At 72.6% G+C, this 20,693-nt stretch carries 20 protein-coding genes and 1 tRNA gene; 13 read left to right on the top strand and 8 right to left on the bottom strand.

Annotation, left to right across the window (positions count from 1 at the left end; all coding sequences use genetic code 11):
- The first annotated feature begins 126 nt into the window (after positions 1–126).
- Positions 127–1,599 carry a trypsin-like peptidase domain-containing protein gene (locus ACFW6A_RS03535; protein ID WP_351842737.1) on the top strand — a complete coding sequence of 491 codons (1,473 nt, stop codon included), beginning with the start codon at positions 127–129 and terminating at the stop codon, positions 1,597–1,599.
- A gap of 150 nt (positions 1,600–1,749) precedes the next feature.
- Here the strand turns inward: ACFW6A_RS03535 and ACFW6A_RS03530 are convergent, their stop codons facing one another.
- Positions 1,750–2,601 carry an MHYT domain-containing protein gene (locus ACFW6A_RS03530; RefSeq protein ID WP_351842735.1) on the bottom strand — a complete coding sequence of 284 codons (852 nt, stop codon included), beginning with the start codon at positions 2,599–2,601 and terminating at the stop codon, positions 1,750–1,752.
- Positions 2,602–2,761: 160 nt separating this feature from the next.
- On the opposite strand from ACFW6A_RS03530, the gene ACFW6A_RS03525 reads away from it, so the two are divergent.
- Positions 2,762–2,848 (top strand) — tRNA-Ser (locus tag ACFW6A_RS03525).
- A gap of 595 nt (positions 2,849–3,443) precedes the next feature.
- Here ACFW6A_RS03525 and ACFW6A_RS03520 read toward each other — a convergent pair.
- The 5 genes from ACFW6A_RS03520 to ACFW6A_RS03500 all read right to left on the bottom strand — a co-directional run bounded on the left by ACFW6A_RS03520 (position 3,444) and on the right by ACFW6A_RS03500 (position 6,207).
- The gene (locus ACFW6A_RS03520) at positions 3,444–4,310 is read right to left on the bottom strand and encodes a GNAT family N-acetyltransferase (RefSeq protein ID WP_351842733.1); all 867 of its coding nucleotides are present in this window, start codon (positions 4,308–4,310) and stop codon (positions 3,444–3,446) included.
- Between the two features lie 88 nt (positions 4,311–4,398).
- Positions 4,399–4,563 carry a hypothetical protein gene (locus ACFW6A_RS03515; RefSeq protein WP_351842731.1) on the bottom strand — a complete coding sequence of 55 codons (165 nt, stop codon included), beginning with the start codon at positions 4,561–4,563 and terminating at the stop codon, positions 4,399–4,401.
- The gene (locus ACFW6A_RS03510; RefSeq protein WP_351842729.1) at positions 4,560–5,684 is read right to left on the bottom strand and encodes a radical SAM protein; all 1,125 of its coding nucleotides are present in this window, start codon (positions 5,682–5,684) and stop codon (positions 4,560–4,562) included. The genes ACFW6A_RS03515 and ACFW6A_RS03510 overlap by 4 nt, the downstream gene beginning before the upstream one ends.
- Positions 5,669–5,890 (bottom strand): hypothetical protein, encoded by a 222-nt coding sequence (locus ACFW6A_RS03505; protein WP_351842727.1) that lies wholly within the window; start codon positions 5,888–5,890, stop codon positions 5,669–5,671. Before ACFW6A_RS03505 ends, ACFW6A_RS03510 begins: the two co-directional genes overlap by 16 nt.
- On the bottom strand, positions 5,878–6,207 hold the full coding sequence (locus ACFW6A_RS03500; RefSeq protein WP_351842725.1) for a hypothetical protein: 330 nt from the start codon (positions 6,205–6,207) through the stop codon (positions 5,878–5,880). Before ACFW6A_RS03500 ends, ACFW6A_RS03505 begins: the two co-directional genes overlap by 13 nt.
- Before the next feature lie 323 nt (positions 6,208–6,530).
- On the opposite strand from ACFW6A_RS03500, the gene ACFW6A_RS03495 reads away from it, so the two are divergent.
- Positions 6,531–7,877, top strand: coding sequence for a hypothetical protein (locus ACFW6A_RS03495; protein ID WP_351842723.1), 1,347 nt, complete (start codon positions 6,531–6,533; stop codon positions 7,875–7,877).
- Here the strand turns inward: ACFW6A_RS03495 and ACFW6A_RS03490 are convergent.
- A complete protein-coding gene (locus ACFW6A_RS03490) occupies positions 7,855–8,388 on the bottom strand; it encodes an NUDIX hydrolase (protein WP_351842721.1) in 534 nt (177 codons plus the stop codon). The two genes, ACFW6A_RS03495 and ACFW6A_RS03490, sit on opposite strands and share 23 nt — an antisense overlap.
- A gap of 164 nt (positions 8,389–8,552) precedes the next feature.
- Between ACFW6A_RS03490 and ACFW6A_RS03485 the strand changes: the two genes are divergently transcribed.
- The gene (locus ACFW6A_RS03485) at positions 8,553–8,996 is read left to right on the top strand and encodes a hypothetical protein (RefSeq protein WP_386638448.1); all 444 of its coding nucleotides are present in this window, start codon (positions 8,553–8,555) and stop codon (positions 8,994–8,996) included.
- 227 nt (positions 8,997–9,223) lie between these two features.
- Here the strand turns inward: ACFW6A_RS03485 and ACFW6A_RS03480 are convergent, their stop codons facing one another.
- Positions 9,224–10,774 carry a hypothetical protein gene (locus ACFW6A_RS03480; RefSeq protein ID WP_386638445.1) on the bottom strand — a complete coding sequence of 517 codons (1,551 nt, stop codon included), beginning with the start codon at positions 10,772–10,774 and terminating at the stop codon, positions 9,224–9,226.
- 467 nt (positions 10,775–11,241) lie between these two features.
- Between ACFW6A_RS03480 and ACFW6A_RS03475 the strand changes: the two genes are divergently transcribed.
- The 9 genes from ACFW6A_RS03475 (at position 11,242) to ACFW6A_RS03435 (ending at position 20,652) form a co-directional block, all read left to right on the top strand.
- Complete coding sequence (locus tag ACFW6A_RS03475; RefSeq protein ID WP_386638442.1) at positions 11,242–11,799, top strand: O-acetyl-ADP-ribose deacetylase; 558 nt, start codon at positions 11,242–11,244, stop codon at positions 11,797–11,799.
- 493 nt (positions 11,800–12,292) lie between these two features.
- A complete protein-coding gene (locus tag ACFW6A_RS03470; protein ID WP_031003269.1) occupies positions 12,293–12,598 on the top strand; it encodes a hypothetical protein in 306 nt (101 codons plus the stop codon).
- A gap of 411 nt (positions 12,599–13,009) precedes the next feature.
- Positions 13,010–14,176, top strand: coding sequence for an acyl-CoA dehydrogenase family protein (locus tag ACFW6A_RS03465; RefSeq protein WP_386483112.1), 1,167 nt, complete (start codon positions 13,010–13,012; stop codon positions 14,174–14,176).
- Positions 14,173–15,279 (top strand): OB-fold domain-containing protein, encoded by a 1,107-nt coding sequence (locus ACFW6A_RS03460; protein ID WP_386638439.1) that lies wholly within the window; start codon positions 14,173–14,175, stop codon positions 15,277–15,279. Before ACFW6A_RS03465 ends, ACFW6A_RS03460 begins: the two co-directional genes overlap by 4 nt.
- 1 nt (position 15,280) lies before the next feature.
- Positions 15,281–16,315, top strand: a complete 1,035-nt coding sequence (locus ACFW6A_RS03455; protein WP_386638436.1) for an acyl-CoA dehydrogenase family protein — start codon at positions 15,281–15,283, stop codon at positions 16,313–16,315.
- Positions 16,312–16,722 carry a MaoC family dehydratase gene (locus tag ACFW6A_RS03450; RefSeq protein ID WP_351842707.1) on the top strand — a complete coding sequence of 137 codons (411 nt, stop codon included), beginning with the start codon at positions 16,312–16,314 and terminating at the stop codon, positions 16,720–16,722. The genes ACFW6A_RS03455 and ACFW6A_RS03450 overlap by 4 nt, the downstream gene beginning before the upstream one ends.
- The gene (locus ACFW6A_RS03445) at positions 16,719–17,885 is read left to right on the top strand and encodes a lipid-transfer protein (protein ID WP_351842705.1); all 1,167 of its coding nucleotides are present in this window, start codon (positions 16,719–16,721) and stop codon (positions 17,883–17,885) included. Before ACFW6A_RS03450 ends, ACFW6A_RS03445 begins: the two co-directional genes overlap by 4 nt.
- 340 nt (positions 17,886–18,225) lie before the next feature.
- Positions 18,226–18,837: a SigE family RNA polymerase sigma factor gene (locus ACFW6A_RS03440; RefSeq protein ID WP_351842703.1), complete on the top strand. Its 612-nt coding sequence runs from the start codon at positions 18,226–18,228 to the stop codon at positions 18,835–18,837.
- Between the two features lie 162 nt (positions 18,838–18,999).
- Positions 19,000–20,652, top strand: a complete 1,653-nt coding sequence (locus ACFW6A_RS03435; protein ID WP_351842701.1) for a long-chain fatty acid--CoA ligase — start codon at positions 19,000–19,002, stop codon at positions 20,650–20,652.
- The last annotated feature ends 41 nt before the right edge of the window (positions 20,653–20,693 follow it).

Below are 20,693 nucleotides of genomic sequence, written 5' to 3'. Positions count from 1 at the left end.
TATAAAGAGTGGGGTGCGGACGCACAGCTCCGTCTTACCGCGGCCTGACGCCGGGTGGGAAAAGCTGTCTCCAGCACCCTGGAGCGAGTATCACCGTCCCCGCGCTGTGAACGAGGAGAGCGAGCTGTGAGCACCGAGAACGAGGGCACCGAGGTTCCGGCGGACCCGACTGCCCCGTCCGCCCCCGCCACGCCGCCCGTCCCCGCCACGCCGCCCGCCGCGCCGGCGCCGCAGCAGGCCGGGGCGCCCGCGCCGGAGGCCCCGACCCGGATCCAGCCGCCGGTCCAGCCGCCGGCCCCGCCCGCGCCGCCGGCGCAGGCCCCCTCCGCCGCGCCCGCTCCCGATCCGGTCACCGCCGCGCAGGCGCCCGCGCAGGCCCCCGAGCCCGCCGCGGCGGCCGCCGGGGCCGGCGGCTGGCCTCCGGCCCCTCCGGTCGTGCCGTCCTGGGGCGAGCCGGTCCCGGCCCTCCCCGCGGCCCCGCGCAAGCGCACCGGCGGCCTCGTCGCGGCGGTCCTGGTGGCGGCGCTCGTCGCCGGCGGCATCGGCGGCGGCATCGGCTACTGGGCCGCCCAGCGCGAGGACCGGGGCACGGAGTCGACCACGGTCGCCTCGGGCGAGGCCCCCGCCTCCTTCAAGAGGGAGCCGGGCACGGTCGCGGCGGTCGCCGCGAAGGCGCTGCCGAGCGTGGTCACCATCCAGGCCAAGTCGGGCGGCACCCAGGGCGAGGGCGGCACCGGCACCGGCTTCGTCTACGACCAGGAGGGCCACATCGTCACCAACAACCACGTGGTGGCGTCGGCGGCGGAGGGCGGCACCCTCTCCGCGACCTTCTCGGACGGCAGGACGTACGACGCGGAGGTCGTCGGCCGGGCCGAGGGCTACGACGTGGCCGTGATCAAGCTGAAGGAGGCCCCGAAGGGGCTGAAGCCGCTGCCGCTGGGCAACTCGGACAAGGTGGCGGTCGGCGACTCGACGATCGCCATCGGCGCGCCCTTCGGCCTCTCCAACACGGTGACGACCGGCATCATCAGCGCCAAGAACCGCCCGGTGGCCTCGGGCGACGGCGGCGGCAGCAACTCGTACATGAGCGCCCTGCAGACGGACGCGTCGATCAACCCGGGCAACTCGGGCGGTCCGCTGCTCGACGCGGCCGGCGCGGTGATCGGCATCAACTCGGCGATCCAGTCCACCGGCGGCGGCTACGGCCAGTCGCAGGCGGGCTCCATCGGCCTCGGCTTCGCGATCCCGGTCAACCAGGCGAAGACGGTGGCCGAGCAGCTGATCAAGACCGGCAAGCCGGTCTACCCGGTGATCGGCGCGACCGTGAACATGAACGACAAGGGCGAGGGCGCGAGGATCGCCGAGCAGGGGGCGGGCGGCACGGAGGCGGTGACCCCGAGCGGTCCCGCGGCCAAGGCGGGCCTGCGGGCCGGCGACGTGATCACGGCCTTCGGGGACCACCCGATCGACAGCGGACCCTCCCTCATCAGCGAGATCTGGACCCACAAGCCGGGCGACTCGGTGAAGATCACCTACGAGCGGGACGGCAGGACGGCGACGACGACGGTCGTCCTCGGCGAGCGCACCGGCGACAGCTGACCGTCCCCCGCGCGCGGGGGACGCGCGGGCGGGGATACGCGGGCGGGGGACGCGCGGGCCGGAATACGCGGGCAGGGGAGGCGCGGGCCGGGACGCGGAACGGCGCCGGGGAACACCCCCGGCGCCGTCTCCTTCGGTGGAAGCGGCTGCCTAGAGCCGGTGGTGCCCCGGGCTCCCGCTGGTGACGCCCCAGTTGTTGTCGGCGTTCAGGTCGGCCTGGAGGTCGCCGATGTCGATGCGCTGGACGGGTCCGGCGGCGGGCTCGTCGTCGCCCATGATCAGCATCGGGTCGAGCATCACCACGGCGGCGGCCAGGACCAGGAAGATGAGGGGGCCGACGAGCAGCGGCAGCACGTCGATGGCCGAGGAGCCGTCGCCCGTCGTGGCGTGGGCGTCGTGGGCGACCCGGACGCCCACGGCTGCCATGCCGGTGTAGTGCATGCCGGTCACGGCGACGCCCATGATGACGCTCGCGCCGAGACTGGCGAGGAAGCCGCGGACGGAGACGGCGGCCCAGAGGGCGGCGGTCGCGGCGACGACGGCGATGAGGACGGAGAGCGCGACGACGCCGGGCTCGTAGGTGACGGAGCCGTCCATCCGCATGGCGGCCATGCCCAGGTAGTGCATCCCGGCGACGCCGAGCCCGGTGAAGAGGCCGGCGGCGAGCAGCGGCACCGGCCGGGTGCCCCGGTAGCCCACGGTGAAGACGCCCGCGCCGACGACGAGCACCGCGACGAGCAGGCTGAGGAAGGTCAGCCCGCCGTCGTACGAGATCTCCGTCTCGCTCACCTGGAAGCCGAGCATCGCGATGAAGTGCATCGTCCAGATCCCGCACCCGATCGACGCGGCGCCGAGCGCCAGCCACCCGGGCTTGCGGGTCCGCCCGGTCGCGAGCGACCGCACGGTGCAGCGCAGCCCCAGCGCGCTGCCCAGGCAGGCCATCACATAGCCCACGAGGGGCGTGACCATGCCGTAGCTGAACCCGTCGATCGTGCCCTGCACCGTGCGACCCTCTGTTCTTCTCGTAAAACGTGGAGATGTTGTGAAGGGACTCTAGCCCGGCGATTCGGGCGATCTTGAAGCGCCCGCCGCCTCCCGGCCCCCTCCCCCTCTCCCCACCCGGTACGCTGTAGCCGCTCCGCCCCAAGCGGGCGGGAGCGCAGGTGGGTTGCCCGAGCGGCCTAAGGGAACGGTCTTGAAAACCGTCGAGGCAGCGATGTCTCCGTGGGTTCAAATCCCACACCCACCGCGGCAGGTCAGCGTCTGCGCCGGCCACAAGGGGCGCCCCTGACTGGGGCGCCCCTTTCGCATGGTGTCTGCCTCACCTTGATTCGCCCTTGTCACGGCGTTGACCAGGTGGGGACCCCAGCACGGGAACAGACGGTGTGGCGCCCCCCAGCGGGTCGGCCGTCTGTGGGGTCCCCGCCTCCCCGCTACGAGGCCGAGACCCGACTGCAAAATCGCAGATCGTAGTAACGATGCCCTTTGCCTCGGACAAGGACTGCCCCGTGCCTGGTCAGGGGGAAGCCTGGGCCCTCGGGTTGGCCTGTCTGGTCAGACGAGCCGGCTCCACAAGGGGCCTCGTGGCCTTCGCTCGCTGACTGCCGACGTTGTCAGTGGCTCAAAGTACGGTGCGGATCGATAGGCCGGACGGAGATCGTGGGGGACTCGCGGCCATGGGGGGTGGGTAGGAAGGTCCCCGGCATCCAGCCCGGGACTGGATGGGTATCCGTGTCCCCACCCCCCACCCCCACCTGCCGGAGTGGTGACGAGGCGCGGTGATGCGGTGGAGCATCCGAAGGCACTGGACAGGTGGTGACCTCGTGGCGTCCTGGAGCCGGTGGTTACGCCGCTGTGGTGTGGGTGAAGCCGAGGGAGGTCAGTCCTTCGGCCTGGCACAGTCGGTCGGAGGGGCCGTCGACCTCGGTCTGGAGGAGCTGGTAGGCGGCGTCATGGGCCTGACCCCAGTGCATCGCGGTCCGCCACAAGGCGCGCCCCAGTCCCCGGCCTCGGGCCTCGGGCAGGACAGCGAAGTACTGGGGCATGAGTTGGGGGCGTCCGATGGCATCGGGGAGCACCTCCATGGGGCCGATCGCGCCCACGATGCGGTCCTCGATGGCGGCGGCGAGGATCGGGCCGCACCGGCCAGCCTCCCACTGGGTGTGGAGGAAGGCCAGGCCATCGCCCGCCATGGCCTCGGCGAACGGGGCGAAGGTCTTGTGCACGGCGGCCGGCCAGGCGGTGACGGGCCGGACCGGGCCACCCGGGTCGGGGCAGGGGCCGACGGCGAAGTCCTTCAGCTGGATGCGGGTACCCCGCGGGTGTGTGGTCTCGGGGCCGAGGGGGCGTACGACCCGGGCGCTGACCACGTCGTGCACGGACGCGAGTTTCGCGGCCAGTTCGGCGGCCTCCTCCACGACGCTGTCGCGGAGCCCGTAGGCGAAGACCTTGGCGCTGCCGCGTCCACGCCGACTCAGGGTGGGGATGAGGGTGTGCTCGCGCTGGTGCACCACGTCTTCGCGGAGGACTTTCTCGTCCTTCTCGCCTCCCCAGCGCCGGTCCTTGTCGTAGGGCAGGAAATCCCCGGTTTCGGCCGCCCGCAGAACGTCCTCGAAAAGGCCGACGGACAGGGCGTCGGGGTGGACGGGGCCAAGGGTCGGCACGATCGGCGCGGTCAGTACGGGCCGAAGCCAGTCCCAGCGGAAGAACATGATCGGCACCCTAGCGACGGGACGGGCAGGGCTCAGGCCCCGACGCGAGGACGCCGGGGCCTGAACGGAGTTGACCGGATCAGGTGGGTCAGTGGGGGTTGTCGTCACCGGCGTCGCAGGAGCACTCCGCGCTCTCCACGATCACGTCGAGGTCCTGGACGGCGGTGATCGACGCGGTTGCGACGGGCGGGGCAGCGCGGCGGGCCGAGGTCGGTGGGCCGGGGAGGATGGTCACCTGTACGGGCGGGGTCATGAGGCGTTCTCCTTGTCTCCGTGCTGGCAGTAGCTGTGCAGCGGCGCCTTGGCCTCCTGGTAGTGCTTGGCCAGGGGGCGGCAGACCCGGCAGGTGCCGGACAGGGCGCAGCCCTCGCACCCTCCGGTGCGAAGCATGAGGCGGTCGGCGATGGCACCGAGCCTGGTGAGGCCGTCGATGCCCTCGGCCATCAGGTCGATCTGGTCGTCGCGGCCGACCTTGCAGATCGAGACCTTGGCGTGCGGGTCGGCGTGGAAGAAGGTGTGTCCCGCGTTGCAGCCGGCGAACGGCTTGCGCTGCCGCAGGTGGGCGGCGGACTGGGCGAGCAGCGGCTCACCGCCGCCGTAGATCGTGGGCGTCATGTTCGTGTACGCGTGGTTCTCGACGTTCCACTCGTCGGCGAGGGCGGCCATCTCGTCGGCCTCGGAGGCGTTGTCCTCGGTCACCACCACGTTGATCCGCAGCGGCAGCCCCGCCTCACGGGCGGCGTCCATGCCGCGCCGGAACGCCTTCCACGCCCCCCGGCGCTGGGTGAGCGTGTCGAAGGACTCCTCGCTCGCCCCGTACATGCTGACCACCAGGCGGTAGGGCGGGCAGTCCTGGAAGAGCTTGAGGAGGTCCGGCCGCCAGAGCAGCGAGCCGTTCGTGGAGATGGTGAGCATCATCCCGGCCAGCCAGGCGTACCGGTAGGCGCCCTGGAAGTGAGGATCCATGGTGGGCTCGCCGCCGGTGATCTGGAGCCAGAGGACACCGGCCTCACGCATGATGTCCAGCAGTCGCACCTTGTCCTCCCAGCCGAGGCCGGAGAACGGCCGCTCGCCGAGATAGCAGTGCTTGCAGCCGAAGTTGCAGCCGAGGTTGATCTCCCAGGAGGCCCGGCAGTAGCCGTACGGGGACGGCTCGCGCATCAGCACGGTGCCCTGCGCGGTCTGGCCACCCAGGTCCAGACCCCACACGTCGGAGGCGGTCTGCACCGCCCAGGTGGGAAGCGACTCACCGTCGGCGGCGGCCTGGCGCAGGCCCTCGAAGTGGTCGGCGGAGATGCGGGCGCCGGCCCGTGCTCCCGGCTTGAGGAGAAGGTGTCCGTCGAGGAACGGGGAAGCGATCAGAGCGTGGGCCATCGGTGGCCCTCCTTCCGGATCACGGAGCGGGACAGGGCGCGGGGCTCCTGGAGGCCGACGCGGCAGTGGATCTCGCCCAGGCCGTTGCAGGTGCCGCAGGTCTTGCCGGACGAGTTGGCGCCGCTGCCACCGCAGTCCCCGCACTGTTCGTTGCGAGGCGAGCGAGGGTGCCGGGTCTTGTGCGGGCTCGTGATCAGTTGGTGCACGAGACCTCCTCCAGGGCGTCTTCCCAGGTGTGCTGCTTGGCGTGGTCGGCGAACAGACAGCAGCCCTCACCGTCAGGACCAGGGGCGGTCACCGGGCAGTCCGGCAGCACGACGAGTTCCGTCTCGTCTGTCCCGTGCCAGCGGAGCCACAGCGCGGTTCCGTATGCGCCGGTGTCGGTGAGGAGACCGAAGTGCTCATCTCCGTCGTGTGCGGACAGTTGGCACTGCACTGCCCTGTCGATGTACGGGGCGGTCGACTTCTCCCGTGCTTCTCGTGCCAGGTCGAGGGGCACCCGGTGCCAGTGCGCGCACCGCATCACGACATCATCCGGAAGGACGCGACGGCGTTCCGGGCCTGCTGCGAGCACCGGGGGCAGACGCACGGCGGGTAGCGGCCCGGGTTCTCCGGGACCACCGGGTCCTCGCCCACGCGGACCTCTGTGCGAGGCCCCCACGTCTGGCCGGAGTCACGGGAGACCCGCAATGTCATCCGTACGTTGTCCTGTCCGTTCACCATGGCCAGGAGCATCGCGATCCGCGGGCCCGACCAGAAAGGCCAAGCGGATTACCCAACTTGGGTAACATCACCCTCGGTTGACCAAGTGCAGCGATCCGTAGTCCTCATGCCGGAGCGTGCCCGATGCCCGAGCCATTTCGCTCGAAGGAACTCCCGGCCAGCCTGCTCACGGACCCAGTGATGATCGAGGCATGCCAGGCGAGGGACTTCGGCCACATCTTTCAGCTGGTCAAGGCACGAGCAGGCATCTATCCGTCGATGGTCGCGCGCCGCTGCGACCTGACCCCGAGCCGTGTGGGCGAGGTGATCGCCGGACGGCGGCAGTTGCTGCACATGGACGTGATCGAACGGATCTCGGACGGGCTGCGCATCCCCGGGCACATGCTCGGCCTTGCCCGTCGTTCCTGGGAGACGCCCCCCAGCCTGACGGTCACGCCCCCCGAACCGGCCGAGGTGCCGACCTCAGCCGTCGAACCGCTGGTCGCCGGACTACCGGGGGCGGACGTCGACAGCATCCTCGCCCTGGCGGCCGAGCGGGATCTCAGCACGTCGACGCTGGACGCGCTGCACTCATCGATCGCGGACTACTGGCGCCGGGACGACGAGCACGGCGGCGAGACCTTACGGCCGGCGGTCGTCGGCCAGCTTCGCTACGTCGTCGACCTCCTCAAGGAACAGCGTCCGGCTCCTTTACGGGACGGCCTGCACACCATCGCGGCCGAGCTGGCCCGGCTCACGGGATGGACCTACTTCGACGCTCGCCAGTACAACCAGGCACGCGCCTACTTCACCGAATCCCTTGGCCTGGCCAAGGCCATCGACGACCGCCAGTTCATGGCCAACGTCCTCGCCTGCATGAGCCTCCAGGCCACCTACCAGGACAAGCCCGGCGACGCCCTCGCACTCGTCACGGCCGCCCAGGACCAGGCCAGAGCGGCTGCGGGGACGACTCCGCGCGTACTGGCCATGCTTGCGATGCGCGAAGCCTTCGCCCACGCCACCCTCGGCAACCACGGCGCGACCCACACCGCGATCTCGGAAGCCCACACCCAGTTCGGCAGGATCAGCACCGGCGATCCGGACCCGGCCTGGGTCGCCTACTTCGACGAACCGAAGCTGGTCGTGGACACCGGCATCGCGCATGGCCGTCTGGGCGAAGCCGCCCTCGCCGAACCCCTTATCGCGGATGCCCTCCGCCGAGAACACCAGACCAACCACCGAGGCCGCGCCTTCCACGCCTTCTGGCTCGCCCGCACCCAGCTCCAGCGCGGCAAACTCGACGAGGCGTGCCACACGGCCATGGACGCCCTGGCCCCGGCGGCGGCCGTCAGCTCACAACGAGTCGCCGGCCACCTCAAGGAGTTCTACGAACAACTGGAGCCCTTCCGTCGCGAACCGGCCGCGGTGGCGTTCGAGTCCCGGCTCCGGGAAGTGCTGCCCCGTCAGGTCAGCGGATCGCCTCGTCCATGAGCACGTAGAGCAGCCCGACCAGAGAGCCGCTGCTGACGATCTCCCGGCGGTCGATCATGCCCCGGACGTCGGCCAGCGGGATCCACTCGATCCGGTCCGACTCGTTCTTCTCGGTCGGCGGACCCTCGTATGTCGCCCCGTCGGCCCGGAAGATGTGGTGCTGGGAGTCGGTGATGCCGTTGGCCGGCTCGGCATAGATCAGCGACTTGATCGGGCCGGGACGCCAGCCGGTCTCCTCCAGCACCTCACGGGCAGCCGCTTCAGCCGGGCTCTCGCCCTCCTCCACCAGGCCCATGGGCAGCTCCCATGCCCAGGCGTCCGTGATGAAGCGGTGCCGCCACATCATCAGCACCTCGCGTCGCTCGTTGACCACGGCGGCCACGGCCAGGTGCCGGAGCTTGACGACGTGGTGTTCCCAACGGTTCCCGTCCGGCGTCTCGATGTCGGTGAGCCACAGGTTCACCCAGCTGTTCTCGTAGATCGGACGTTCCCCGTGGATCTTCCACTGCATCGCTGCGGCCCCTCTCGATCGACCTCCAGCATCGCAGAGAGGGGGATGGTCAGGGCGGGGTTCGGCCATGATTCACGTCAGGGTGACGAATAGGGGGGGTGATGTCAGTGGCCGCTGTTAGCGTCCGGCCGTTCCGGAAGAGCTGTGTGGGGAGGGGCCGGCATATGGGCGCGTCAGGGTGGGACTACTCGGTGCCGTATCAGGAGGATCTCGTCGGGGCGTTCGATGCACTGCGGCGGAAGGTCTTCGAGGAGCGGGAGTACTACTGGGGTCCGGGCGGGACCTGGCGGCCGGAGGAAGAACGGCTGCCGTGGCCCGACACCGAGGAGGAGCTGTGGGAGCACGAGCTTGTGCAGCACGACGGGACTCACTCGATTCTCGACATCTTCCGGATCATCGGACCGGACGAGGAGCCGGATTACTCCACGATGAAGCAGGTGACCGAGGAGGAGTCGCTGCGGGTCCTGGGCACGCGGAAGCTCACCCGGGCGCACGTGCCGAGGTTCGAAGAGTTCGACTACTGGCGTTGGTACGGGCGGTGCGCCGTGCTCCACGACGACCAGGGGGAGCCCCAGGAGATCTACTTCTGGGGCTTCTCCGGCGACTGAGCCGGCCCACTGGACCAGGTGTGGCCCGCCGACAGCGACGATGGGCCCGGAGGACGGGGAACGTCCAGGTCAGGCACGTACAACAGGCTTCCTGCAGCACTCTCTTGAAAACCGTCGAGGCAGCGATGTCTCCGTGGGTTCAAATCCCACACCCACCGCGGTGCGCGAGAGCCCCCGCCCGGCGAGACCGGGCGGGGGCTCTCGGCTTTCCGGGCGGACCCGGCGCCTCAGGGGAGGGGGTGGCTGCGGGCCTGCGGGCTGTTCAGGCAGAGGGCGATGTTCCGGACCGCGGCGGTGAGTTCCTCGATCACCCGGGCCGCCTGCTCCGCGTTGTGGAAGACCGGCGGGGAGGTGAGGGAACGGCTCAGCTCCTCCGCGGCCCGCACGACGGGCGTGGCGTCCGGAACGGCCGGCGACGCGCCCTCGGGAGCGGCCGTGGGGACGGCCGTGGGGGCAGGGGCCGGTGCGGGGAGCGGGGCGGCGGCGGTTGCGGACGGGCCGGCCTGGGTGATGTGGGTGGCCTGCGCGGTGTGAGTGGCCTGGGTGGCTTGGGTGCTCTGGGTGGCTTGGTTGGGGTGGGTGGACTGCGGGGGCTGGGGGGACGGGGGCGGTGCCGAGGGGTACGGGCCGGGCTCCGGCCGGTAGTCCTCGAAGGCCGGCGAGAAGGCGCCGGAGCCGGTGACCAGCGAGGAGCGTGCCTCCTCCTGGGGACGCGGCGCCGCGGACCCCTGCCCGTGCTCCGCCATGAGGCCCTGGCCGTGCACGGGCGCGTGGCCGTGGGCGGAGGTCTGACCGTGTGTGGGGCCCTGGCCGTGGCCGTGGGAGTGCGCGGGGCTCTGGCCCTGGCCGTGGGTGGGCGCGGGGCCGTGGCTGTGGGCGGGGGCGGGGGCGAGGTCGTGGCCGTGGGTGGAGTTCTGGCCGTGGGAGTGCGCGGAGTTCTGGCCGTGGGGAGGCGTGAGGTCGTGGCCGTGGGCGGGGGCCAGGTCGTGGTTGTGGGCGAGGGCGGGGGCCGGTGCGGCGTCGTGGCGGGGCTGGGGCAGGAAGAAGTGGTCGAAGCCGGGGAAGGCCGGGGTGGGCGGGTGGACGGCGGGCTGGGGGTACGCGGCCTGCCACTGCGCCCGGTAGAGCGCCACCTGGTCCTCGCAGGCGGACCGGGCGTGGAAGACCGCGGTGTCCTCGCCCAGGTCCGGGTACCAGAGGTTGGGGCCGGGGAAGCGCACGGTCCGCATGCGCGGCTTGATCACCTCGGCGCATCCCATGCAGCAGCCCTCCGGCACGATGAGCGGGATGCCGCCGTTCTGCTCCGGGACGCGGGGGCCGCCCTCGGGGCTGTACTCCCCGTGGTGGCAGGGCGGCAGTTCGCCGCAGGCCCGGCAGACGGCGTAGTGCTCGGGAAGGACCTGCCAGCCCAGGCTGGCGGGGGCGCACCAGTGCTTCGGCGCGGAGCGGGGGAGGTTCTCGTCGCGCAGGACGAGGACCACCGGGCGCTTGTAGAAGTTGCCGCGGTCCGAAGCCGGTTTGACCGACTGGTTGTTGACCCTGCGCAGCTCGTTGGCGTGCCACCACAGCTCCATGTGGTCGCGCCAGGCCTTCTCGTAGGCGTCGGGCCAGTGGTCGCTGGGGTAACCGGTGATCTCCATGACCCGCCACGCGCGCCGGTCGAGCACGACGATGGAACCCGCCCGCAGTCGCAGGTGGGTTCCCTCGTCTCCCTCGTCCGGCCAGTCGTGGCGGCCGATGAGGGTGGGCTGGTCCGGGAGCCACCTGCGAATCTGCATGACACGCTCCTAGGCGACGAGACGTCGTGGTTTCAACTGGGGCAGTAGGTGAAATTCTGGATAATTTAGGCGCGGGTGCGAGGTTAGACACGCGCTTTTCTCCTTCCGGTTCGGGGTGAAACACCTGTTGGACCGGCCATTTCGCTCCCGGTGTCCCTCGGAGGGCCATGGAAGTCGGGTCCGGAAGCGGTGGTTCCGGGGGTGGCCGCGAGGGCCGGAACACCCACTCGTACGTGTGACATCGCTTCCTTCGTACCGGCTCGTAGGTATGCATTGCCCCGTGTACGGGCCGTCCCCGGCCCCGTTCCGTGGCCCGCGGGGCGGCGGCGTGGGGTAAAAGCGCGCGGGGGAAAAGCGCTTCCTCCCACCGTCGGGGCGGCGGGAGGATGGAAGGGTCGAGGGCCTTGGTTCCGCAAGGTCTACGGGCTCCGCGGGTCCCGTGGGTTCCGCGAGTGGAGGAGGGTGTCGTGGTCCGGATCGCGCTGGTGCGGGGGGACATCACCGCCGAGGCGGTGGACGCGGTGGTCAACGCCGCGAACTCGTCCCTGCTCGGGGGCGGCGGGGTCGACGGGGCCATCCACCGCAAGGGCGGCCCGGAGATCCTCGCCGCCTGCCGGGACCTGCGGCGCTCGCACTACGGCAAGGGGCTACCGACCGGGCGCGCGGTCGCGACCACGGCCGGACGGCTGCCGGCGCGCCACGTGATCCACACCGTGGGACCGGTCTGGTCGGCGAGCGAGGACCGCTCGGGGCTGCTGGCCTCCTGCTACCGCGAGTCCCTGCGGGTGGCGGACGAGCTGGGGGCCCGTACGGTCGCCTTCCCCGCCGTCTCCACCGGTGTGTACGGCTGGCCGATCGACGACGGGGCGCGGATCGCGGTCGAGACGGTGCGGGCGGCGGATACGGAGGTCGAGGAGGTGCGGTTCGTACTCTTCGACGCGACCGCGTACGCGGCCTTCGAGGCGGCCGTGAGTGACGACGGCGACGGTGAGGGTGAAGGCGACGGTGAAGGCGACGGCGGCTGATCCGGGTTCCTCGCCCCTGCTCCGGATTCCCCTGATCCGATTCCCCCCGATCCGGATTTCTCCCTGATCCGGTGTCGCCGCCCCTGGTGTCCCGGCTCCCTTTCGAGTTTCTGCTCGAAAGGGAGCTTTTGTGTTCGAGGGGGGGGGTGGGGGCGGCCGGAGGGGCGTCGTCCGGTTTCGGGGCGGGGTGGCGGAACGCTTCCTCTCTTGGGGGGTACGGAATCGAGGGGGTTGGGGGCCGTGGGGCCGGGCTGAGCTGGGCCTTTCTCGGCTACGAAGGGTTTATCGGCTTGTCCTCACGCTTGCGGGGGAATCAGCCGCTCCGGGGTGGTTCGCCGGGGATTCGGTGGGCAACTCTGGTTTCGCGACGTCGAGCAGAGAACGACCGGGGGGGTAGGCCAACTTCCCTGGTCAGGGCCGGAGTTATCGGCCCTCCTTCATCACCGATCATTCCGTGCACAGCAGACTGGCTTCAGTTCCCGGAGGAACAGACATGGCAAGCATCCGTACCGCCCGCATCGTCGCCGCCGTTGCCGCCCTGCCGCTCGCCGCCGCCCTCTTCGGCGGGGTGGCGCAGGCCGACAACGGTGGCTTCGCGGACGACGGATCGAACACGAGCGTCGCCACGATCATCGGCAGCGGCGTGGGTGGCGACAACAACGGCAACTCGACCACCACGCAGCAGGTGGCGACCGGCTCCGGTGCCTCCAACCAGAACAACACCGCGAGCGTGAACGGCTCGGCCTTCACCCACATCTCCCAGGCGAACAACACGGTCAACTTCCTCCCGTGGTGGTGACCGCCCCACGGGCCCGGCCCGAGGGGGGCGTGCTCGCGGCCTGACCGCGGTGTGAACGGCGGCCCGCGCGCAGGTGCTTCGGTACCGGCGTGCGGGCCGCCCGCCGTTTCCCGCGGATCGCCCCTCCGTCCCGCCCCTGACCTCTCCGTCCCGTGCCTGCCCCCTCCGTCCCGCCCCTGCCTCCTCCGTCCCGCCCCTGCCCCCCTCCGTCCCGCCCCTGCCCCCCTCCGTCCCGTGCCTGCCCCCGCCCCCGACCGCCCCCCTCGGCCGCCCCCGCCCCCGACCGCGCCTCCCGACCGCCCCCCGACCGCGCCCCCGTCGCCCCTCCGTTTCCGCCGGGACGCCTTGACAGGGCGAGTAGATCTGACGGACAGTCAGAAACCTTCGTCGTCCCCTCCGGGAGGCCGCCCCGTGCACCTCGCCCCGACCGAGCGCCAGCTCCGGCTGCGCGCCGAACTCCGCGCGTACTTCCGCGAGACGATGCCCGACGGGCCGCCCCCGGCGACCGACGGCGCCGCCCAGCGCCGGCTGCTGCGGCGGATCGGCGCCGACGGGCTCCTGGGACTCGGCTGGCCGGAGGAGTACGGCGGCCGGGGCCGCGGCCCCGACGAGCAGTTCGTCTTCTTCGACGAGGCGTACCGCGCCGGCGCCCCCGTCTCGATGGTCACCCTCAACACCGTCGGCCCCACCCTCATGCGGTACGGCACCGAGGAGCAGAAGGCCGCCTTCCTGCCCCGGATCCTGCGCGGGGAGTGCGTCTTCGCCATCGGCTACAGCGAGCCCGAGGCCGGTACGGACCTGGCCTCGCTCCGTACCCGCGCGGTGCGCGACGGCGATTCCTGGGTCGTCGACGGCCAGAAGATCTTCACCTCCAACGCGCAGAACGCCGACTGGATCTGGCTCGCCTGCCGCACCGACCCCGACGCGCCCCCGCACCGGGGCATCTCCCTCCTCCTCGTCCCCACCGACGCGCCGGGCTTCTCCTGGACCCCGATCGAGACCGTCGGCGGGCTCACCACGACCGCGACCTACTACGACGGCGTCCAGGTCCCGGCCGGGAACCTCGTCGGCGAGGAGAACGACGGCTGGGGGCTGATCACCAACCAGCTCAACCACGAACGGGTCGCGCTGGCCGCGATCGGGATGCAGGCGGAGGACTTCTTCGCCGCCGCCCTCGACCGCGCCCGCACCCCCGACCCGGTGACCGGGCGGCGCCGGACCGACGAGCCCTGGGTGCGGATCAGGGCGGCCGAGGCGCACGCCCGGCTGGCGGCGACGCGCCTGCTCAACTGGCGGCTGGTGGGGGACGTGGGGGCCGGCCAGCTGAGCCCCGGGGACGCCAGCGGCGTGAAGTTCGCGGGCACCGAGTCGGCGGTGGAGGTGTACCGGATATGCCAGGAGATCGCGGGCGAGGCGGGGACGGTGCGCGCGGGATCGCCGGGGGAGCGGGACGGCGGCGAGCTGGAGCGCATGAACCGCGCCGCCCAGATCAACACCTTCGGGGGAGGGGTGAGCGAGGTGCAGCGGGAGATCGTCGCGCGGGCCCGGCTCGGCATGCGGGGAAGGGGACGGCGATGAGCGGGGAGGAGCGGTCGACCGGCGCCCGGGACGGGCTGTACGAGCGGCTGAAGGCGTACGAGGGGCGGCCCGCGGCCACCGCGGGGCGGGGGAAGGACCCGGTGAACCTGCCGATGATCCGGCACTGGTGCGAGGCCATGGGGGACGCGCACCCGGCGTACCGGGGGCCGGACGCGGTGGCGCCGCCGACCATGCTCCAGGCGTGGACGATGGGCGGGCTCTCCGGGCACCAGGACCGCTCGGAGGCGTACGGGGAGCTGCTCGGCCTGCTCGACGGAGCCGGGTACACCTCGGTGGTCGCCACCGACTGCGAGCAGGAGTACCTGCGGCCGCTCCGGCCCGGGGACGAGATCACCTTCGACGCCGTCGTCGAGTCCGTCTCGCCGCGCAAGACCACCCGGCTCGGCACCGGCCACTTCGTCACCACCCGGACGGACGTGCGCGCGGGCGGCGAACTCGCCGGCACCCACCGCTTCCGGATCCTCAAGTACGCCCCCGCCCCCCGCCCCGCGAAACCGGCGGAACCCACCGGCCCCGCCCAAGTCACGAGCTCCGCGCAGCCCACCACCCTCACTCAGCCCACCAACCCCGCGCAGCCCACCAACCCCACCCAACCCGCCATCCCCGCCCAGCCCACCGACCCCGCCAGCCCCGCGGCCCCCGTGGAGCGGCCCCGCCGGCCCCGGCCGGTGATCAACCGGGACAACGCCGGGTTCTGGGAGGGCGTCGCCGCGCACCGGCTGCTGATCCAGCGGTGCACGGCCTGCGGCACCCTCCGCTTCCCCTGGCTGCCGGGGTGCAACGACTGCGGCGCGGGGGAGTGGGAGGCCGTCGAGGCGGGCGGCGGGGGGACCGTCCACTCGTACGTGGTCATGCACCACCCGCCGTTCCCCGCCTTCGACCCCCCGTACGCGGTCGGCCTGATCGAACTGGCCGAGGGCGTCCGGATGATCAGCAACGTGGTGGGGGTGCCGTACGACAAGGTCCGGATCGGGATGCCGGTCCGGCTGGAGTTCCAGCGGGTCGACGAGGAGCTGGAGCTGCCCGTCTTCCGCGCCGTGGCGGACGGGTCGGCCGCGGGACCCGGGGAAGGGGAGCGCTGACATGGACTTCACGCCCACCGAGGAGCAGGAGGCCGCGCGGGAGCTGGCGGCCCGGATCCTCGGCGACCTCTCCACGCACGAGCGGCTCGCCGCCGCCGGCACCGGCACGGACGACGCGCTGTGGAAGGCGCTGTGCGCGGCCGGACTGCCCGCCGCGGTCGAGGAGATCGGTCTGCTCGGCCTGGTCCTCCTCCTGGAGGAGCAGGGCCGCGTGACCGCCCAGGTGCCGCTCGCCGCCACCGGGGTGTACGGGATCCTCGCCGTCGCCCGGCACGGCACGGAGGAGCAGCGCGCCCGCCTGCTGCCGGGGCTGCGGGACGGGACGGCCGTCGCCACCGGCGCCTTCCCCGCGAACGGCTCGGTCGCGGCGCGCGACGGGCGGCTCACCGGCACCGTCGCCTGGGTGCCCTGGCTGCGGGACGCCGGCCACGTCCTCGTACCGGACGCGGACCGGGCCCTGTGGCTGGTCCGCGCCGAGGAGGCGGCCGTCGAACCGGTCGAGCTGACCGCCCCCTGGTCGGCGGGGCGGCTGGTGCTCGACGGGACGCCCGCCGAGCGGCTGGGGGACGGGACGGGACCGGAGGCGTACGGGGACGTGCTCGCCGCCGCCCGGACCGCCTTCGCGGGGCTCCAGGCGGGGGTCTGCGCCGGCTCGCTGGCCCGGGCCGTCGCGCACACCTCCGTACGGGAACAGTTCGGGCGGCCGCTCGCCACCCGGCAGGCGGTGCAACTGCGGGCGGCCGACGCCCACATGGACACCGAGTCCATCCGGGTCACCGCCTACGAGGCGGCCTGGCGGTCCGACGCGGGCCTGGACTGCGAGCGGGCCGCGCTGACCGCCGCCTGGTGGGCCTCGGAGGCGGGGAAACGGGTCGTGCACAGCGGCCAGCACCTCCACGGGGGCACGGGCGCCGACCTCGACCACCCCGTCCACCGGCACTTCCTGTGGGGCCGGCAGCTCGACGCCTACCTCGGCCACGGCACCGAACTCCTCGCCGAACTCGGCGACCTGCTCGCGGAAGGGGACCCCGCATGACGACCGTCCCGAGGGCCGGCGACGCGCTGCCGCCGCTGGAGGTCCCGGTGACCCGCACCCTGATCGTGGCCGGGGCCGTCGCCTCCCGCGACTACCAGGACGTGCACCACGACGCCGAGGCCGCCCGGGAGAAGGGCTCCCCGGACGTCTTCATGAACATCCTGACCACCAACGGCCTCGTCGGCCGGTACGTCACCGACCACTTCGGCCCGGGCGCGGTGCTCCGCAAGGTCGCCATCCGGCTCGGCGCCCCCAACTACCCCGGAGACACCATGACGTTGACCGGGACGGTCGCGGAGGTCGCCGAAGGCCCCGGGGGCACCGCCCGCGCGGTCGTCCGGATCGCCGGGGCCAACGGCCTCGGCCACCACGTCACCGGCACCGTCACCGTGGAGGTGCCCCGATGAGCCTGCGCCGCCCCGACGGCCTCGGCGGCCGGGCCGCCGTCGCCGGCATCGGCGCGACCGAGTTCTCCAAGGACTCCGGCCGCAGCGAGCTCTCCCTCGCCGTCGAGGCGGTGCGCGCCGCGCTCGACGACGCCGGCCTCGCCCCGGGGGACGTGGACGGGCTCGTCACCTTCACCATGGACACCAGCCCCGAGATCACCGTCGCCCAGGCGGCCGGCATCGGCGAGCTGTCCTTCTTCTCCCGCGTCCACTACGGCGGCGGCGCCGCCTGCGCCACCGTCCAGCAGGCCGCGCTCGCCGTCGCCGCCGGCGTCGCCGAGGTCGTCGTCTGCTACCGGGCCTTCAACGAGCGGTCGGGCCGCCGCTTCGGCTCCGGGGTGCAGCGGCGCGAGCCGTCCGCCGAGGGCGCCGCGCTCGGCTGGCAACTGCCCTTCGGGCTGCTCACCCCCGCCTCCTGGGTCGCCATGGCCGCCCAGCGCTACCTGCACGACCACGGCCTCACCCCGGAGGTCTTCGGCCACGTCGCCGTCACGGACCGCCGGTACGCGGCGACCAACCCGGCCGCCTGGTTCCACGGCAGGCCGATCACCCTCGCCGACCACGCGGCCTCCCGCTGGATCGCGGAGCCGCTCCGCCTCCTCGACTGCTGCCAGGAGACCGACGGCGGCCAGGCGATCGTCGTCACCAGTGTCGAGCGCGCCCGCGACCTGCGCCGGCCGCCCGCCGTCGTCCTCGCCGCCGCCCAGGGCGCGGGCCGCAAGCAGGAGGCCATGACCAGCTTCTACCGGGACGGGCTGAGCGGCCTGCCCGAGATGGGGGTGGTGGCGCGCCAGCTGTGGCGGACCTCGGGACTCCGCCCGGCCGACATCGACGTGGGCATCCTCTACGACCACTTCACCCCCTTCGTGCTCATGCAGCTGGAGGAGTTCGGCTTCTGCGGCCCGGGCGAGGGCGGGGACTTCGTCGCGGCGGACGCGCTGCCCATCAACACCCACGGCGGCCAGCTCGGCGAGGCCTACCTGCACGGCATGAACGGCATCGCCGAGGCGGTGCGGCAGCTGCGGGGCACCTCCGTGAACCAGGTACCGGGCGCGGCACGGGCCCTGGTCACGGCCGGCACCGGCGTGCCGACCTCGGGCCTGGTCCTGGGCACGGACGGCTGAGGGGCGCCCGTCGGGCGCCGGCCCCGAGCGCCGCCGGCCGCCCGCCGTCCGACGAGCGCCGCCTGCCGCCTGCCGTCCGACGAGCGCTGCCCGCCGCCTGCCGTCCGACGAGCGTCGCCCGTCGTCCGTCGCCCGTCGCCCGTCGCCCGCCGCCCGGGACCGGGCTCCCGTGCCGGGGCCGGGGCGTGGGAGCCCGGTCCCGGGCGGACCCTGACCCCGGGGTGACGGCGGCTCCACCCAGAGGAGGTGGGGGCACCCCGAGGACTCCGACCTGAGGGGGAGCCAGGGTCGGGACCTGGGGCCGATCCGCCCGGCACCCCGCCGCTCCTAGCGTGGAGGCATGACTCCGCCACCCACTGGCCCCGTCTGCGCCGGCGCCTCGACGGCCGCCACCCGGCCCGCACCGCGACCGGCCCCGCGCACCTCCCCGCGTCAGGGGCCGCGCCCGGTCGCGTACCCCTCGTTCTCCTCGTTCGTGCGGGAGCGCCGGCCGCTGCTGCTGCGCACCGCGCGCTCGCTGACCGCGAACCCGAACGACGCCGAGGACCTGCTCCAGACCGCGCTCACCAAGACCTTCGTGGCCTGGGAGCGGATCGAGGACCACCGGGCCCTCGACGGCTACGTGCGCCGGGCGCTGGTGAACACCCGCACCTCGCAGTGGCGCAAGCGCAAGGTCGAGGAGTTCGTCTGCGAGGAGCTGCCCGAGCCCGCCGGCCCGGGCGAGCCGGACCCGGCCGAGCGCCAGGTCCTGCACGACGCCATGTGGCGCGCCGTGATGAAGCTCCCGGAGCGGCAGCGGCAGATGGTCGTCCTGCGGTACTACGAGGACCTCAGCGAGGCCCAGACGGCCGAGGTGCTCGGGGTCTCCGTGGGCACGGTGAAGAGCGCGGTCTCGCGCGCGCTGGGGCGGCTCCGGGAGGACCCGGAGCTCACCGCGGGGGTCGCCGCCTGACCCGCGGCCCCCGCCCCGGCGCCCGGCCGCTCCGGCCGGCCGTTGACATCCGCCAGTGATCACTGGCAATTTCGGTACTCCCGGGTAGTGACATACCGCGCGGTACGTGCGCAGAATCTGCACATCCTTACTGCCACGTAGCGCCCACCGGGAGGACGCCCCGTGTACAGCACCATGCAGGACGTACAGCTCACCATCAGCCGGATCCTCGAACACGGCCGGCGGGTCCACGGCGGGTCCACCGTCACGACCTGGACCGGTGAGCCGGAGCCGCAGCGCCGCACCTACGCGGAGATCGGCGACCGCGCGGCCCAGCTCGCCAACGCGCTCCGCGACGAGCTGGGAGTCCGGCCGGGCGAACCGACGGCGACGCTGATGTGGAACAACGCGGAGCACGTCGAGGCGTACTTCGCGCTGCCGTCCATGGGCGCCGTCCTGCACACCCTCAACCTGCGGCTTCCCCCCGAGCAGCTGGTCTTCATCGTCAACCACGCCGCCGACCGGGTCGTCCTCGTCAACGGTTCGCTGCTCCCCCTGCTCGCCCCGCTCCTGCCGCACCTGCCGACGGTCGAGCACGTCGTCGTCGCCGGCCCCGGCGACCGCTCCCTCCTGGAGGGCGCCGCCCCGCGCGTCCACGACTACGAGGAGCTGATCGCGGGCCGCCCGACCACCTACGACTGGCCCGAGCTGGACGAGCGCGCGGCCGCCGCCATGTGCTACACCTCCGGCACCACCGGCGACCCGAAGGGCGTCGTCTATTCCCACCGTTCGATCTACCTGCACTCCATGCAGGTGAACATGGCCGAGTCGATGGGCCTCACCGACCGCGACACCACCCTGGTCGTCGTCCCGCAGTTCCACGTCAACGCCTGGGGCCTGCCGCACGCCACCTTCATGACCGGCATCAACATGCTCATGCCGGACCGTTTCCTCCAGCCGGCCCCGCTCGCCGAGATGATCGAGAGCGAGAAGCCCAGCCACGCCGCCGCCGTCCCCACCATCTGGCAGGGCCTGCTCGCCGAGGTCACGGCCAACCCCCGCGACCTCTCCTCGATGAAGCAGGTCACCATCGGCGGCGCCGCCTGCCCGCCCTCCCTCATGGAGGCGTACGACAAGCTCGGCGTCCGCCTCTGCCACGCCTGGGGCATGACGGAGACGTCCCCGCTCGGCACGATGGCGCACCCGCCCTCCGGGCTGACCCCGGAGGAGGAGTGGCCCTACCGCGTCACGCAGGGACGCTTCCCCGCCGGCGTCGAGGCCCGTCTGGTCGGCCCCTCCGGCGAGCACCTGGCCTGGGACGGCGAGTCCGCCGGCGAGCTGGAGGTGCGCGGCACCTGGATCGCGGGCGCGTACTTCGGCGGCATCGGCGCGGACCCGATCCGCCCCGAGGACAAGTTCAGCGAGGACGGCTGGCTGAAGACCGGCGACGTCGGCGTGATCAGCCCCGACGGCTTCCTCACCCTCACCGACCGCGCCAAGGACGTCATCAAGTCCGGCGGCGAGTGGATCTCCAGCGTCGAGCTGGAGAACGCGATCATGGCCCACCCGGCCGTCGCCGAGGCCGCCGTCGTCGCGGTCCCCGACGAGAAGTGGGGCGAGCGCCCGCTCGCGACCGTCGTCCTCAAGGAGGGCGAGACCGCCGACTACGCGACCCTGCGGGACTTCCTCGCCACCGAGGGCGGCATCGCCAAGTGGCAGCTGCCCGAGCGCTGGGCGATCGTGCCCGCGGTTCCGAAGACCAGCGTCGGCAAGTTCGACAAGAAGGTCATCCGCAGGCAGTACGCGGAGGGCGAGCTGGACGTCACCCGGCTGTAAGCCGGTACGGGGAAGGGGGGAGGGCCGCCGAAAGGGCCCTC

The organism is Streptomyces sp. NPDC058758, from assembly GCF_042746075.1.
In the GTDB taxonomy this organism is placed as follows: Bacteria; Actinomycetota; Actinomycetes; order Streptomycetales; family Streptomycetaceae; genus Streptomyces.
The sequence above is the reverse complement of the archived record's forward strand: the minus strand, read 5'-3'. Positions and strand labels throughout refer to the sequence as shown.